The organism is Burkholderia sp. 9777_1386, assembly GCF_015712265.1.
GTDB lineage: Bacteria > Pseudomonadota > Gammaproteobacteria > Burkholderiales > Burkholderiaceae > Burkholderia > Burkholderia cenocepacia.
Genome location: NZ_JACCQB010000013.1, coordinates 25,302 through 39,349 on the forward strand (window position 1 = coordinate 25,302; position 14,048 = coordinate 39,349).

A 14,048-nucleotide genomic window follows, 5' to 3' on the forward strand; every position below is an offset into this window, starting at 1 on the left:
GCGGTGGGATGCCGCAAAGCAGAAGATTATAAACGTTCGGGCGGGCCGGCGGCCGAGAAGGCGGGAAACGCGGGGGCGAATGGTAAAATTCGCGGATGAAAAAACTCGTGATCCTGATTTCCGGTCGCGGCAGCAACATGGAGGCCATCGTCCGCGCGTGCGCGCAGGAACGCTGGCCGGCCGAGATTGCCGCCGTGATCGCCAACCGGCCCGATGCGGCCGGACTGGCTTTTGCCGCGTCGCACGGGGTGGCGACGGCGGTGGTCGACCACCGGTCGTTCGACGGCCGCGACAGCTTCGACGCGGCGCTCGCCGCCGAGATCGACCGCTTCTCGCCCGATCTCGTCGTCCTCGCCGGCTTCATGCGCATCCTCACGCCCGCATTCGTCAGACGATACGAGGGCCGGCTGCTGAACATCCATCCGTCGCTGCTGCCGAGCTTCAAGGGCATCCACACGCACCAGCAGGCGCTCGACGCCGGGGTCGCGCTGCATGGCGCGAGCGTGCATTTCGTGATTCCCGAGCTCGACAGCGGGGCGATCGTCGCGCAGGGCGCGGTGCCCGTGCGCGCCGGCGACGACGCGGCCGAGCTCGCGCAGCGCGTGCTGGCGGTCGAGCACGTGCTGTATCCGCGTGCGGTGCGCTGGTTCGTCGACGGGCGGTTGCGCCTCGAGAACGGCCGCGCAGTGGTGGCGCCCGAAGAGGCGCGCTGGATTTTCGCGGACCAACCGCAAACCGAAACGAGTGAGGGCGTATGAAGCTGCACGGATTCCTGATCGGCCAGACCGAGACTTTGCTGGCCGAGGTGCTGAAGTTCGCCGGCCCCGCCGACGCGACGACGAGCCGGTTCTTCCGCGCGCACCCGAAGCTCGGGCATGCGGAGCGCGGCGTGATCGCCGAGGCCGTGTTCGCGGTGCTGCGCCGGAAGATGGAGTTTTCGCACCTGGCCGAGAGCGGCACCGGCACGCCTGCGCGACGCCTCACGCTGCTCGGCCTGATGCAGACGGTCGGCCGCAATGCGCTGAAGCCGTTCCTGTCCGACACCGAGTCCGCGTGGCTCGAGCACGTGTCGAAGATCGATCCGGCGAGCCTGCCGGTGCGCATTCGCACCAACCTGCCCGACTGGATTCACCAGGCGCTGTCGGAGCGTTTCGATGCCGAGGAGCTCGCGCAGCTCGCCGCCGCGCTGAACTACCCGGCGCCGCTCGACCTGCGTGCCAACGCGCAGAAGGCAAGCCGCGACCAGGTGATCGAAGCGCTGCGCGTGAGCGGCATCGATGCGGGCGCGACGCCGTTCGCGCCGTTCGGCGTGCGCGTGGTCGGCAAGCCGGCGCTGACGCGCCTCAAGTTGTTCGAGGAGGGCGCGATCGAGGTCCAGGACGAAGGCAGCCAGCTGCTGTGCTCGCTGGTCGCGCCGCGCCGCGGCGAGATGGTCGTCGATTTCTGCGCGGGCGCGGGCGGCAAGACGCTCGCCCTCGGCGCGATGATGCGCTCGACCGGGCGCCTCTATGCGTTCGACGTGTCGGAGAAGCGTCTCGCGAAGCTGAAGCCGCGCCTCGCACGCAGCGGGCTGTCGAACGTGAACCCGGTGCTGATCGACAGCGAGCACGACGCGAAGATCAAGCGCCTCGCCGGCAAGATCGACCGCGTGCTGGTCGATGCGCCGTGCAGCGGCCTCGGCACGCTGCGTCGCAATCCGGACCTCAAATGGCGCCAGACGCGCACCGCGATCGACGAACTGACGCCGAAGCAGGCGTCGATCCTCGCGAGCGCCGCGCGGCTCGTGAAGAAGGGCGGCCGGCTCGTCTACGCGACCTGCAGCGTGCTGGATGCCGAGAACGAGCGCATCGTCGAACAGTTCCTGGCCGACCATCCGGACTTCGTGCTGGTGCCGGCGCAGAAGGTGCTGGCCGACCAGCGCATCGAGCTCGAGACGGGCGACTATCTGTCGCTGTGGCCGCACCGTCACGCGACCGACGGCTTCTTCGCCGCGGTGCTCGAGCGCCGCGCGGCGCAGTAACGACCGCCCGGACGGACGATGGAGAACCTGCAGAGCCGCCTGCTGTCGCACCGGCTGGCCTCGGTGATTCGCGATTTCCACCAGCCGGTGATGATCTGGCAGGCGGCGATCCTCGTCGGTGCGCTGTGTTTCGCGTGGGTCGCCGCGCGCTTCGTGCACGGCCGGATCGATGCGCGGCGCCGGGCGGCCGGACGCGCGCCGGGCGCGGGCGCGCAAAGCCTCAAGCGCGCGTTGTTTCCGCTGTTCGGCAGCGTGTTCGTCGGCGGTGCGCAGCTCGCGTTCGACCCGTTCATGTCGACGTCGCTGCTGTCGCTCGCGCTCGTGCCGCTGTTCGGCATCGGGCTGATCTACGTGCTGTTCTTCTTCGCGCGGCGCGTGTTCGCGCGTGACGGCCACACGCACGCATGGCTGTCGATCGTCGAGAAGATCGTGTCGACCGTCGTGTGGGCCGCGATGGTGATGACCGTGCTCGGCATCCAGCGCGACGTGCTCGGCTGGCTCGACAGCGTGCAGTTCCGCGTCGCGACCGCGCACCTCACGCTGCTGTCGGTGATTTCCGGCGCGCTGTGGGTGTGCGTGACGCTGATGGTCGCGATGTGGCTCGGCTCGGTGCTCGAGGATCGCCTGTCGCGCGCGAGCACGCTCGACGCGAACCTGAAGGTCGTGCTGTCGCGGGTCGGCCGCGCGCTGCTCGTGTTCGCGGCGATCCTGATCGGGCTGTCGCTCGTCGGCATCGACGTGACGGTGCTCGGCGTGTTCGGCGGCGCGGTCGGCGTCGGCCTCGGGTTCGGGCTGCAGAAGATCGCCAGCAACTACGTGTCGGGCTTCATCATCCTGCTCGACCGCTCGCTGCGGCTCGGCGATGCGATCAGCGTCGGCGGGCTGCAGGGCGTGGTCACCCAGATCCGCACGCGCTACACGGTCGTGCGCGGCCTCGACGGCAACGAGACGCTGATCCCGAACGAGAAGCTGATCACCGACGTCGTGCAGAACCAGTCGTCGTACCTGACGCGCGGCTATGCGAAGGTGGCGGTGCAGGTGGCGTACACGAGCGACGTCGAGCAGGCGCTCGCGTTGCTCGCCGACGCGGCGAAGGACGTGCCGCGCGTGCTGGCCGAGCCGGCGCCCACCCCGTACCTCGTGAGTTTCGGCGCGGACGGGATCGACCTGGAGCTCGGCTTCTGGATCGAGGATTCGGCGAAGGGCACGTCGGGCGTGCGTTCGAGCGTGAACCGCAACATCTGGCGGCTCTTCAGCGAGCACGGGATTTCGATTCCGTTTCCGCAGCGCGAAGTGCGCGTGGTCGGGTTGCCGGACGGCTTCGCCGCGGCCGGCGTGGCGGCCGGGCACGATTCGGCCGCCGCCAACGGTGCGCTGGACGGGCGCGCGCCGGCCGCGTAGCGGGTGCGGGCGGTCAATCGTACCGATTCCGCGGTCGGAACCGGATCGCGGGCCTTTCCCAGTCCGGCCGTGGACCGCGCGGATTGCGTCAGGGCAAGAAAATATTCATTTTTTACAAAGACTTGGAACGGTTGAAGTAAAATTCTGGTCTACACGCGGTATGCTTTCATTCTTCTGACGCCGGTGCGGCGTCGCTCTCATCACAGGTAACTGCCTTGTTGAATTCCCTGCTCGATTTTCTTTCCCACGGGCTCCTGCATTTTTCGTGGTGGCAGGTCGCGCTGTTCGCGCTCGCCGTCACGCACGTCACGATCATCGGTGTGACGGTCTACCTGCATCGCTGCCAGGCGCACCGCGCGCTGGAGCTGCATCCGATCGCGAGCCACTTCTTCCGTCTCTGGCTGTGGATGACCACCGGCATGCTGACCGGCCAGTGGGCCGCGATTCACCGCAAGCACCATGCGAAGTGCGAGACCGAGGAAGATCCGCACAGCCCGCAGACGCGCGGCATCTGGAAGGTGTTCCTCGAGGGCGCCGAGCTGTATCGCGCGGAAGCGAAGAACGAAGAGACGATGCGCAAGTTCAGCCACGGCACGCCGAACGACTGGATCGAACGCAACCTCTACTCGAAGTACCCGATCCTCGGTGTGAGCCTGATGATGGTGATCGACGTCGCGCTGTTCGGCGTGCTCGGCCTGACCGTCTGGGCCGTGCAGATGGTGTGGATCCCGTTCTGGGCGGCCGGTGTCGTCAACGGCTTCGGTCACTTCTGGGGCTATCGCAACTTCAACTCGGCCGACGCGAGCACGAACCTGTTCCCGTGGGGCATCGTGATCGGCGGCGAAGAGCTGCACAACAACCACCACACGTTCGCGACGTCGGCGAAGCTGTCGAACAAGTGGTACGAGTTCGACATCGGCTGGATGTACATCCGCATCATGTCGGCCTTCGGTCTCGCGAAGGTGAAGAAGGTCGCGCCGACGCCGCGCCTGAACAAGCCGAAGACGGTGCTCGATCAGGAAACGCTGCAGGCCGTGCTGTCGAACCGTTACGAAGTGATGGCGAGCTACGGCAAGGCCGTGAAGCGTGCGTACCGCCAGGAGCTCGCGCACCTGAAGGAACTCGGTTCGAGCGAGAAGTACCAGTTGATGCGCGGTGCCCGCAAGTGGTTCCACAAGGACGCCGACGGTCTCGACGAGCCGCAGAAGAAGCTGCTGCCAGAAATCTTCGCGAACAGCCAGAAGCTGCATACGTACTTCCAGCTGCGCCAGGATCTGGCCGCGATCTGGGATCGTTCGACCGCGTCGCGCGAACAGCTTCTCGCGCAATTGCAGGATTGGTGTCATCGCGCAGAACAAAGCGGCATCAAGGCGCTGCAGGAATTCGCGACGCGCCTGCGTCGCTACGCCTGATTCGAAATCGATTAGAATCTCAGGACGTCACAAACCCCGCGTTGGCGGGGTTTTTTCATTTGGGCCGCCGGTTTGTGAAGCGCGTCGGCGGGCCGGGATTTGTCTGACGCTTGGGGTCGTGGCGGGTGGTGTCCCGGGGCGAATGAAAGGGATGGGATCGGGGCAGGCGCGAACGCGCCAACGCCGATCGACCGCGTAGCATGGGATCAGGGTAAGCGCTCAAGCGCCAACGCTGATCGACAGGAGATATGGAGATGCAATCGACGATCAAACCCGTCGAGTACGACCGGCCCGTCGCAGCCGGGACCGTGTGCGGCGTGGGGCAGGCATGGGCCAAGGTGCCCGATGCGCCGTCCGCCGAGGAACGCGCTGCGCTGAAAGCACGCATCAAGGCGTTGCTTGCCCGTGAAAAGGCCGTGCTGGTCGCCCACTACTACGTGGACGCCGAACTGCAGGAACTGGCCGACGAAACGGGCGGCTGCGTGGCGGATTCGCTCGAAATGGCCCGCTTCGGCCGCGATCACGACGCGCAGACGCTGGTCGTCGCCGGCGTGCGCTTCATGGGCGAAACCGCGAAGATCCTGAGCCCGAACAAACGGATCCTGATGCCCGATCTCGACGCGACCTGCTCGCTCGACCTCGGCTGCCCGGTCGACGAATTCTCGGCGTTCTGCGATGCGCATCCCGACCGTACCGTCGTCGTCTACGCGAACACCAGCGCGGCCGTGAAGGCGCGCGCGGACTGGATGGTCACGTCGTCGATCGGCCTCGAGATCGTGGCCGACCTGCACGCGCGCGGCGAAAAGATCATCTGGGCGCCGGACCGCCATCTCGGCAGCTACATCCAGAAGAAAACCGGCGCGGACATGCTGCTGTGGCAGGGCTCGTGCCTCGTCCACGACGAGTTCAAGGGCATCGAGCTCGACCTGCTGCGCGCCGAATATCCGGACGCGAAGGTGCTCGTCCATCCCGAGTCGCCGGAAAACGTCGTGGCGCAGGCCGATGTCGTCGGCTCGACCACGCAGCTGATCGACGCGGCCGTCAAGTTCGACGCGACCCGCTTCATCGTCGCGACCGATCTCGGCATCCTGCACAAGATGCAGCTTGCCGCGCCCGGCAAGACCTTCATCGCCGCGCCGACGGCCGGCAACAGCGCGACCTGCAAGAGCTGCGCGCATTGCCCGTGGATGGCGATGAACGGCCTCGCGAACCTCGCCGACGTGCTCGAACGCGGTCACAACGAGATCTTCGTCGATCCCGCGATCGGCGAGCGCGCGCGTCTGCCGATCGACCGGATGCTCGAATTCGCGGCTGCGCACAAGAAGCGCGTGCAGGCGAGCGGCGACCTGCAGCGCGACCAGCAATTGTTCGCGAACGTGGGGGCCGCATGAGCAACGCCGTATCCCCGCTGTTCGACGCCGTCCGCGCGCAGTACGGCGCGGCATTCGACGAAGCGATCGCGCGCAACGTGGCCGATGCGATCGCCGAAGACGTCGGTGCCGGCGACCAGACCGGGCGGCTCGTGCCGGCCGGCGAGCACCGCCGCGCGCGGATCATCGTGCGCGAGGAAGCGGTGCTGTGCGGCGTACCGTGGTTCGAGGCCGTGATCGGACGGATCGATCCGTCGATCGTCGTGCGCTGGCGCTATCGCGAAGGCGGCCGGATGACGGCCGATTCGACCGTCTGCGAACTCGAAGGGCCGGCACGCGCGCTGCTGACGGCCGAGCGCAACGGGCTGAACTTCCTGCAGTTGCTGTCGGGCGTCGCGACGGCGACGCGCCGTTACGTCGACCGCGTCGAAGGCACGCGCGCGAAGATCCTCGATACGCGCAAGACGTTGCCGGGGCTGCGGCTCGCGCAGAAGTATGCGGTCCGGGTCGGCGGCGGCGAGAACCAGCGTCTCGCGCTGTACGACGGCATCCTGATCAAGGAGAACCACATCGCGGCGGCAGGCGGTGTCGGCGAGGCGCTCGATGCGGCGTTCGCGCTGAAATCGGGCGTGCCCGTGCAGGTCGAAGTCGAGACGCTCGCGCAGCTCGACACGGCGCTCGCGCACGGGGCGCAGTCGGTGCTGCTCGACAACTTCACGCTCGACATGATGCGCGAAGCGGTGCGCGTGGCGGATGGCAAGGCCGTGCTCGAAGTCTCGGGCGGCGTCAATTTCGAGACGGTCCGCACGTTCGCGGAGACGGGCGTCGATCGCATCTCGATCGGCGCGCTGACGAAGGATGTGCGGGCGACCGATTATTCGATGCGGATCGTCGACTGACCGAACATCATCCGATCAGACAAAAAGCCGTTGGCGCGCAAGCGCCAACGGCTTTTTTCTTGTGCTGCCGCGGCCGCGGAAGGGCGGCGCGCCGCTCAGCGGCGCACGCGCGGCGTGAGCACGCTCGGCAATGCTTTCGGCAGCGTATGCGGCCAGTCGCGGCTGTAGTGCAGCCCGCGGCTTTCGCGGCGCGAGTGCGCGCTTTTCACGATCAGCGTTGCCACGTCGACGAGGTTGCGCAGTTCGAGCAGATCGCGCGTCACGCGGAAGTTCGCGTAGTACTCGTGGATCTCGTCGCGCAGCAGCGACAGGCGATGTTTCGCGCGCTCGAGGCGCTTGTCGGTGCGCACGATGCCGACGTAGTTCCACATCAGGCGGCGCAGTTCGTCCCAGTTGTGGGCCACGACGACTTCCTCGTCCGCGTCCGACACGCGGCTTTCGTCCCACGCGGGCAGCGCGGCCGGCGTGTCGGCGTCGAAGCCGGCCGCCTCGATCGCCTCGGCTGCCGCGCGGCCGATCACCAGACATTCGAGCAGCGAGTTGCTCGCGAGCCGGTTCGCGCCGTGCAGCCCCGTGTACGAGGTTTCGCCGACCGCGTACAGGCCGGCGAGGTCGGTGCGTCCGGCGAGATCGGTGACGACCCCGCCGCACGTATAGTGCGCGGCCGGCACGACCGGGATCGGTTCTTTCGCGATGTCGATGCCGAATTCGAGGCAGCGCGCATGGATCGTCGGGAAATGTTCGCGCAGGAACGCTTCCGGCTGATGGCTGATGTCGAGATACACGCAGTCGATCCCGCGCTTCTTGATCTCGAAGTCGATCGCGCGCGCGACGATGTCGCGCGGCGCGAGTTCGGCGCGCGGATCGTGCGACGGCATGAAGCGCGTGCCGTCAGGCAGCTTCAGCAGGCCGCCTTCGCCGCGCACGGCTTCCGAAATCAGGAACGATTTTGCGTACGGATGGAACAGGCAGGTCGGGTGGAACTGGATGAATTCCATGTTCGACACGCGGCAGCCGGCACGCCACGCCATCGCGATGCCGTCGCCGGTCGCGGTGTCGGGGTTCGTCGTGTACAGGTAGACCTTGCCGGCGCCGCCGGTGGCGAGCACCGTGTGCGGCGCCTCGATCGTGATCGTGCGGTCGTTGTCGACGTCGAGTGCATACAGGCCGTGGCAGCGGCGGCCGGGCAGGCCGAGCCGATCCGACGTGATCAGGTCGATCGCGTGATGATTTTCGAAGAACGTGATGTTCGGATGCTGGCGCGCGCGCGCCGACAGCGTCGCGAGCACCGCATGGCCGGTCGCATCGGCCGCATGGATGATCCGGCGATGGCTGTGGCCGCCTTCGCGCGTCAGGTGAAAGCCGAGTTCGGCCGCGTCGTCCTTCGTGAACGGCACGCCTTGCGAGATCAGCCATTCGATGGCTTCGCGGCCGTGCTCGACGATGTAGCGCGTCGCGCCTTCGTCGCAGAGGCCGCCACCGGCGACCAGCGTGTCGTCGACGTGGTTCTCGATGCTGTCCGCCGAGTCGAGGACCGCCGCGATGCCGCCCTGCGCGTTATCGCTCGCCCCCTCCATCATCGAACGTTTCGCGATCAGCGCGACACGTCGCGTGCTGGCCAGATTGAGTGCGACCGACAGCCCTGCCAGGCCGCTGCCGACGATCGCCACGTCGAATTTCATGCTGCATCTCCATCGTTACGCTTTTGATCTTGCGTTCCGTCGACCGCGGCCGCGGAAAGGGGAGAGCATACCGCGTCGGGCTCACGCGTGCGCGCAAAAACCGCGCAAAACAAAAAGCCCCGCATGTGCGGGGCTTTTCGGTCGCCGTCAGGCTGGCAGAAACCGGAGATTACTTGATCTTGGTTTCTTTGTATTCAACGTGCTTGCGGACGACGGGATCGAACTTCTTGATCGCCATCTTTTCCGGCATGTTGCGCTTGTTCTTCGTGGTCGTGTAGAAGTGACCCGTACCAGCGGTCGACTCGAGCTTGATCTTGTCGCGGGCGCCTTTTGCCATGATTGTGCTCCTTGGGCTTAGGCTTCGCCGCGTGCGCGCAGGTCAGCGAGCACGGAATCGATGCCGTTCTTGTCGATCAGGCGCAGGCCGGCGTTCGAGACGCGCAGGCGCACCCAGCGGTTTTCGCTCTCAACCCAGAACCGGCGGTTCTGCAGGTTCGGGAGGAAGCGACGCTTCGTCTTGTTGTTGGCGTGGGAAACGTTGTTGCCGCTCATCGGCGCTTTCCCAGTTACTTGGCATACGCGTGCCATGAGAGCACTCCTAATACGCTAAATTCGGGGTTCGATCGCCGGTGAAGGTTCCATCGCACCGCCACGTGATCCATGGCTGCACTCAGAACGCCGTAGCCCTTACAGACAAGGCCCTTCGATGGCTAGAACTGGTTGGAAAAAAGACAGACGACGATTCTAGCAGAAAAAGTTCAGAAAAATCAAACCCAATTTCGCTTCGTCGTTGCGGCGCCCTGGGACGGGCCGCCGCGCCACAGTCTACAGCCAACCGGCCCGCGCGAACGAGAAAGTATCGCTGACCCCGACGACGACGTGATCGAGCAGCCGCACGTCGACGAGCTCGAGCGCGTCTTTCAGCACGCGGGTCAGGCGGCGGTCTTCCGCGCTCGGCTGTACCGCGCCCGACGGATGATTGTGCGCGACGATCAGCGCCGCGGCGTTGTGCTTCATCGCGCGGCGCACGATCTCGCGCGGATAGACGGCCATGCGGGTGAGCGAGCCGCGCGCGATTTCCTCCATGTCGATCAGACGGTTGCGCGCATCCAGATAGACCGCGATGAACACTTCGTACTGGCGCGTGCCGATCTTCAGTCGCAAGCAATCCTCGACCGCGCCGGGCGAGTCGATCGGCATCCGTTCTTCCGCTTTCTCCACCAGCATGCGCCGCGCGATCTCGGTGACCGCGACGAGCCGCGCGGAGCGTGCGGGGCCGATGCCGGGGTACGCCTCGAAATCGTCGGCGCTCGCTTCGAGCAGCCCGCGCAACGTGCCGAACTGCTCGACCAGTGCGCGGGCGGTGACGAAGACGTCGTGACCGGGCTTGCCGGTGCCGAGCAGCAGCGCGATCAGCTCGTCGTCGGTCAGCGCGGCCGGCCCGCGCTCCAGCAATCGCTCGCGTGGCCGCTCGGGCCGCCAGTCGCCCGGGCGGCGCCTGCGCCGGTTGATCGGGATCACGCGGCCGGGCGGATCGGCCGGCGTGTCGGCGGTGTCGCGGCATTCGGCCGGCGGCACGATGAGGCAGGGTGACAGCATGGTCGGAACTCCATTGGCGGCGGGCGGCGTGCGCAACGTCGTCGCACTTTCCGCCTTGCACGCTCAGGTGACTTACAATATTGGCTTTGCGCCGGGCCATTCGGCCGTAGCGGGCGCCGACTGAACGAGTAATTCATGAGCCTCATCGATCTATCCGAAGTGAAGCCCGGTTCCCACGTCACGTTGCATTACCGGCTGGCACTGGCCGACGGCGCCGACATCGTCAACACCTTTTCGGACAAGCCGGCCACGCTGTTGCTGGGCGCGGGGCAACTGGCGCCGTCGCTGGAACAGATTCTGCTCGGGCTCCGGGTCGGCGACCATTCGACTTTTCAGCTAGCCCCCGATCAGGGGTTCGGCCCCCGCAATCCCGACATGCTCCAGCGCGTGACGCTGTCGACGCTGCGCGAGAACGGGATGGTCGGCGACGATTTCACGCCGGGCGAACTCATCGAGTTCAACGCACCGGATGGCGGTCGCTACGCGGGGGTGCTGAAGGAAGTCAGCGAGACCTCGGCGCTGTTCGACTTCAATCATCCGCTCGCGGGCCAGGCGCTCACGTTCGAAGTGAAAATCATCGGAATCCTGTAATCATGAGTACCACCGATACGCTGTCCGGGCAGACCGTCGCCGCCGACGCCGAAATCCTGCTGGCCCAGCCGCGCGGTTTCTGCGCGGGTGTCGATCGCGCGATCGAGATCGTCGAGCGCGCCATCGCGATGCACGGTGCGCCGATCTACGTGCGTCACGAAATCGTCCACAACAAGTACGTGGTCGAGGATCTGAAGAAGAAGGGCGCGATCTTCGTCGAGGAACTCGAGGAAGTGCCGGCCGGCAACACTGTGATCTTCAGTGCGCACGGCGTGTCGAAGGCCGTGCGCGACGAGGCCGACGTGCGCGGGCTGCGCATTTACGACGCTACCTGCCCGCTCGTCACGAAGGTGCACGTCGAAGTGGCGAAGATGCGCCAGGACGGCGTCGACATCGTGATGATCGGCCACAAGGGCCATCCCGAAGTCGAAGGCACGATGGGCCAGGTCGAGCGTGGCATGCACCTCGTCGAAAGTGTGGAGGACGTGCAGAAGCTCGAGCTCGCCGATCCCGAGCGCATCGCGCTCGTCACGCAGACGACGCTGTCCGTCGACGACGCGGCCGAGATCATCGGCGCGCTGAAGGCGAAGTATCCGAAGATCCGCGAGCCGAAGAAGCAGGACATCTGCTACGCGACGCAGAACCGCCAGGACGCGGTGAAGTTCATGGCGCCGCAATGCGATGTCGTGATCGTGGTCGGTAGTCCGAACAGCTCGAACTCGAGCCGGCTGCGCGAAGTGGCCGAGAAGCGCGGCGTGGCCGCGTACATGGTCGATGCACCGGACCAGATCGATCCGGCGTGGGTCGCCGGCAAGCGCCGCATCGGCGTGACGGCCGGCGCGTCGGCGCCCGAGGTGCTCGCCCAGGCCGTGATCGCGCGGCTGCGCGAGCTCGGCGTGCGCAACGTCCGCGCACTCGACGGCATCGAGGAAAACGTGTCGTTTCCGCTGCCGCGCGGGTTGAACCTGCCGCCCGCCGCCTGATTGCCGCATCGCACCCGCGGAACACCGAAGCGCGCCTCCCGGCGCGCTTTTTTTTGGTGTCTCGAAATTGTAATCGCAACCATTATTCCCAATGATGGTGCAACCCGGTTGCTCCCGCCTCATCCAATCGTTTCTCAAAATTGGTTGCAATGCAGGAAAACCCCATCGAATCAGGATTATTGGCGTCCTATAAATGGAGTTACAATGCGCCCGTTTTCAAGCCGGAATGGCTTTGAAATCGGGTTTTGGCAAGGCGCGGGAGACCATTCAATGCATGTGAAGTTGGCTTACGCCGTGTCCGTCGCCGCACCGGTTGCAATGCTTGCCGGCTGCAGCAAAAAGAGCGACGACGGGGCGGGCAGGGACGCTGCGGTAATCGCGGCATCATCGGCCAGCGGCGTGCGCGTCGCCGGAGCCGGACGTGCGGCGCCATCGGCGCGCCGTATCGCGCAACTGGGCAGGGACAAGGAAAACGGGGCAGGTTTGACGATCGAGGACATCAACGCGCTTGGCCTGACGACGGGCCGGGCAGCGGGCATGCAGACTGCGTCGCGGCAAGCCGCCGGTCGACGGATGCCGGACGATCGCGGCGTTGCCGGCAGCGTGCCGAAGCCACTGTCCCCCCTTCAATTCGATTCGACGAAACAGCGCGCCGCCGCGACCGACCGTGTCGTGACGCGCAGTCTGGTTCGTACGATGGATTCCGATGCAGTCCTGACGAAAGTCGGGCGCGACTGCCGCAACGCCCTGCCGGGCGACGCGGCGCGGAATCCGATCCGTCCGGGCGCGCTGCTTGCGCGGCGCCGGACGGGCCAAGGCACGGATGCCGGGAAACCGGACGACGGCCGTCTCGGCATGCTGCCCCACGACTTCAAGGAGGCCACGAACACCGTCCTCGATGTCGTGACGATTTAGCGACGGGACTCATGACGGCACCGGAACAGTGCGGTGCCGTTTTTGTATCCGCTCCGGCGGCAGGTCCGGCCGTACAGGCCGGGCGGCGCGCGCCGGGACGATCCACCCTTACCGGTATCGACTAGTACCCGCAGTGTCGCCGAGAAGGCGCGATTCCTCGCTTACCCGCGGGGCGCAACGTCCTCCGGCAGCACGGGCCAAGGAGCTTTAAATGGATATTTTCGTCCAGCAGGTTCTCAACGGGCTGGTGCTCGGCAGTGTGTACGCCATCATCGCGTTGGGATACACGATGGTGTACGGCATTCTCGGCATCATCAACTTCGCGCACGGCGACGTGCTGATGATCGGCGCGATGGTTGCGCTGTCGGCCATCACCGTGCTGCAGAACCACTTTCCCGGACTCGGCAACGTCGCGACGCTGACGATCGGCCTGGGCATCGCCGCGGTCGTCTGTGCGTTCGTCGGCTTCACGATCGAACGCGTCGCGTACCGGCCGCTGCGCCGCGCGCCGCGTCTCGCGCCGCTGATCACCGCGATCGGCGTGTCGATCCTGCTGCAGACGGCTGCGATGATCATCTGGTCGCGCAACCCGCTGCCGTTCCCGCAATTGCTGCCGACCGACCCGATCAACGTGATCAAGGCGACCGACACGACGCCCGGCGCCGTGATCTCGGTCACGGAAATCGTGATCATCGCGGTCGCGTTCATCGTGATGGGCGGCCTGCTGCTGCTCGTGCACAAGACCAAGCTCGGCCGCGCGATGCGCGCGATCGCCGAAAGCCCGAATACGGCAAGCCTGATGGGCGTGAACCCGAACTTCGTGATCTCGGCGACGTTCATGATCGGCTCCGCGCTCGCCGCGCTGGCCGGCGTGATGATCGCGTCCGAATACGGCAACGTGCACTTCTACATGGGCTTCATCCCCGGCATGAAGGCGTTTACCGCGGCGGTGCTCGGCGGGATCGGCAACCTCGGCGGCGCGATGGTCGGCGGCGTGCTGCTCGGCCTGATCGAGCAGCTCGGGGCCGGCTACATCGGCAACCTCACGGGTGGCGTATTCGGCAGCAACTACCAGGACGTGTTCGCCTTCATCGTGCTGATCATCGTGCTGGTGTTCCGTCCGTCGGGCCTGCTGGGCGAACGTGTCGCGGACCGCGCGTAACGGAAGGGGAGCAA

General features: G+C 66.1%; 14 protein-coding genes. 10 read left to right on the forward strand and 4 right to left on the reverse strand.

Annotation, left to right across the window (positions count from 1 at the left end; genetic code table 11):
- Positions 1 to 95 precede the first annotated feature (95 nt).
- The 6 genes from purN (at position 96) to nadC (ending at position 7,102) form a co-directional block, all read left to right on the forward strand.
- Entirely contained in the window at positions 96 to 758 is a 663-nt protein-coding gene (gene purN / locus H0X91_RS12800; RefSeq protein ID WP_084750603.1) for a phosphoribosylglycinamide formyltransferase, read from the forward strand.
- The gene (locus tag H0X91_RS12805; protein WP_006488956.1) at positions 755 to 2,020 is read left to right on the forward strand and encodes an RsmB/NOP family class I SAM-dependent RNA methyltransferase; all 1,266 of its coding nucleotides are present in this window, start codon (positions 755 to 757) and stop codon (positions 2,018 to 2,020) included. Before purN ends, H0X91_RS12805 begins: the two co-directional genes overlap by 4 nt.
- A gap of 18 nt (positions 2,021 to 2,038) precedes the next feature.
- Positions 2,039 to 3,421 carry a mechanosensitive ion channel family protein gene (locus tag H0X91_RS12810; protein WP_006488952.1) on the forward strand — a complete coding sequence of 461 codons (1,383 nt, stop codon included), beginning with the start codon at positions 2,039 to 2,041 and terminating at the stop codon, positions 3,419 to 3,421.
- Between the two features lie 215 nt (positions 3,422 to 3,636).
- The gene (locus H0X91_RS12815; RefSeq protein ID WP_006491832.1) at positions 3,637 to 4,833 is read left to right on the forward strand and encodes a DesA family fatty acid desaturase; all 1,197 of its coding nucleotides are present in this window, start codon (positions 3,637 to 3,639) and stop codon (positions 4,831 to 4,833) included.
- Positions 4,834 to 5,087: 254 nt separating this feature from the next.
- On the forward strand, positions 5,088 to 6,224 hold the full coding sequence (gene nadA / locus H0X91_RS12820) for a quinolinate synthase NadA (protein ID WP_048984591.1): 1,137 nt from the start codon (positions 5,088 to 5,090) through the stop codon (positions 6,222 to 6,224).
- A complete protein-coding gene (gene nadC / locus H0X91_RS12825; RefSeq protein ID WP_062884360.1) occupies positions 6,221 to 7,102 on the forward strand; it encodes a carboxylating nicotinate-nucleotide diphosphorylase in 882 nt (293 codons plus the stop codon). The genes nadA and nadC overlap by 4 nt, the downstream gene beginning before the upstream one ends.
- A gap of 95 nt (positions 7,103 to 7,197) precedes the next feature.
- On the opposite strand, the gene nadB is transcribed toward nadC, so the two are convergent.
- From nadB to radC, 4 genes are all read right to left on the reverse strand, one after another.
- Positions 7,198 to 8,784 (reverse strand): L-aspartate oxidase, encoded by a 1,587-nt coding sequence (gene nadB, locus H0X91_RS12830; RefSeq protein ID WP_006488962.1) that lies wholly within the window; start codon positions 8,782 to 8,784, stop codon positions 7,198 to 7,200.
- A 169-nt stretch (positions 8,785 to 8,953) separates the two neighbouring features.
- The gene (gene rpmG / locus H0X91_RS12835; RefSeq protein WP_006478046.1) at positions 8,954 to 9,121 is read right to left on the reverse strand and encodes a 50S ribosomal protein L33; all 168 of its coding nucleotides are present in this window, start codon (positions 9,119 to 9,121) and stop codon (positions 8,954 to 8,956) included.
- Positions 9,122 to 9,138: 17 nt separating this feature from the next.
- Positions 9,139 to 9,372 carry a 50S ribosomal protein L28 gene (rpmB, locus tag H0X91_RS12840; RefSeq protein WP_004186391.1) on the reverse strand — a complete coding sequence of 78 codons (234 nt, stop codon included), beginning with the start codon at positions 9,370 to 9,372 and terminating at the stop codon, positions 9,139 to 9,141.
- Positions 9,373 to 9,609: 237 nt separating this feature from the next.
- Positions 9,610 to 10,383, reverse strand: coding sequence for a RadC family protein (gene radC, locus H0X91_RS12845; RefSeq protein WP_006496138.1), 774 nt, complete (start codon positions 10,381 to 10,383; stop codon positions 9,610 to 9,612).
- 135 nt (positions 10,384 to 10,518) lie between these two features.
- Between radC and H0X91_RS12850 the strand changes: the two genes are divergently transcribed.
- From H0X91_RS12850 to H0X91_RS12865, 4 genes are all read left to right on the forward strand, one after another.
- Positions 10,519 to 10,974, forward strand: coding sequence for an FKBP-type peptidyl-prolyl cis-trans isomerase (locus H0X91_RS12850; protein WP_006488950.1), 456 nt, complete (start codon positions 10,519 to 10,521; stop codon positions 10,972 to 10,974).
- Between the two features lie 2 nt (positions 10,975 to 10,976).
- A complete protein-coding gene (gene ispH / locus H0X91_RS12855; protein ID WP_006488968.1) occupies positions 10,977 to 11,957 on the forward strand; it encodes a 4-hydroxy-3-methylbut-2-enyl diphosphate reductase in 981 nt (326 codons plus the stop codon).
- Positions 11,958 to 12,161: 204 nt separating this feature from the next.
- Positions 12,162 to 12,872, forward strand: a complete 711-nt coding sequence (locus H0X91_RS12860; protein WP_006488963.1) for a hypothetical protein — start codon at positions 12,162 to 12,164, stop codon at positions 12,870 to 12,872.
- Between the two features lie 211 nt (positions 12,873 to 13,083).
- Positions 13,084 to 14,034, forward strand: a complete 951-nt coding sequence (locus H0X91_RS12865; RefSeq protein ID WP_006488946.1) for a branched-chain amino acid ABC transporter permease — start codon at positions 13,084 to 13,086, stop codon at positions 14,032 to 14,034.
- The last annotated feature ends 14 nt before the right edge of the window (positions 14,035 to 14,048 follow it).

What these genes read in the sequence shown, in the direction of transcription:
- rpmG (WP_006478046.1), bottom strand. Translation starts at nt 9,121, where the DNA reads ATGGCAAAAGGCGCCCGCGACAAGATCAAGCTCGAGTCGACCGCTGGT.
- purN (WP_084750603.1), top strand. Translation starts at nt 96, where the DNA reads ATGAAAAAACTCGTGATCCTGATTTCCGGTCGCGGCAGCAACATGGAG.
- H0X91_RS12805 (WP_006488956.1), top strand. Translation starts at nt 755, where the DNA reads ATGAAGCTGCACGGATTCCTGATCGGCCAGACCGAGACTTTGCTGGCC.
- H0X91_RS12810 (WP_006488952.1), top strand. Translation starts at nt 2,039, where the DNA reads ATGGAGAACCTGCAGAGCCGCCTGCTGTCGCACCGGCTGGCCTCGGTG.
- ispH (WP_006488968.1), top strand. Translation starts at nt 10,977, where the DNA reads ATGAGTACCACCGATACGCTGTCCGGGCAGACCGTCGCCGCCGACGCC.
- H0X91_RS12860 (WP_006488963.1), top strand. Translation starts at nt 12,162, where the DNA reads ATGCGCCCGTTTTCAAGCCGGAATGGCTTTGAAATCGGGTTTTGGCAA.
- H0X91_RS12850 (WP_006488950.1), top strand. Translation starts at nt 10,519, where the DNA reads ATGAGCCTCATCGATCTATCCGAAGTGAAGCCCGGTTCCCACGTCACG.
- nadC (WP_062884360.1), top strand. Translation starts at nt 6,221, where the DNA reads ATGAGCAACGCCGTATCCCCGCTGTTCGACGCCGTCCGCGCGCAGTAC.
- H0X91_RS12865 (WP_006488946.1), top strand. Translation starts at nt 13,084, where the DNA reads ATGGATATTTTCGTCCAGCAGGTTCTCAACGGGCTGGTGCTCGGCAGT.
- radC (WP_006496138.1), bottom strand. Translation starts at nt 10,383, where the DNA reads ATGCTGTCACCCTGCCTCATCGTGCCGCCGGCCGAATGCCGCGACACC.
- nadB (WP_006488962.1), bottom strand. Translation starts at nt 8,784, where the DNA reads ATGAAATTCGACGTGGCGATCGTCGGCAGCGGCCTGGCAGGGCTGTCG.
- nadA (WP_048984591.1), top strand. Translation starts at nt 5,088, where the DNA reads ATGCAATCGACGATCAAACCCGTCGAGTACGACCGGCCCGTCGCAGCC.
- rpmB (WP_004186391.1), bottom strand. Translation starts at nt 9,372, where the DNA reads ATGGCACGCGTATGCCAAGTAACTGGGAAAGCGCCGATGAGCGGCAAC.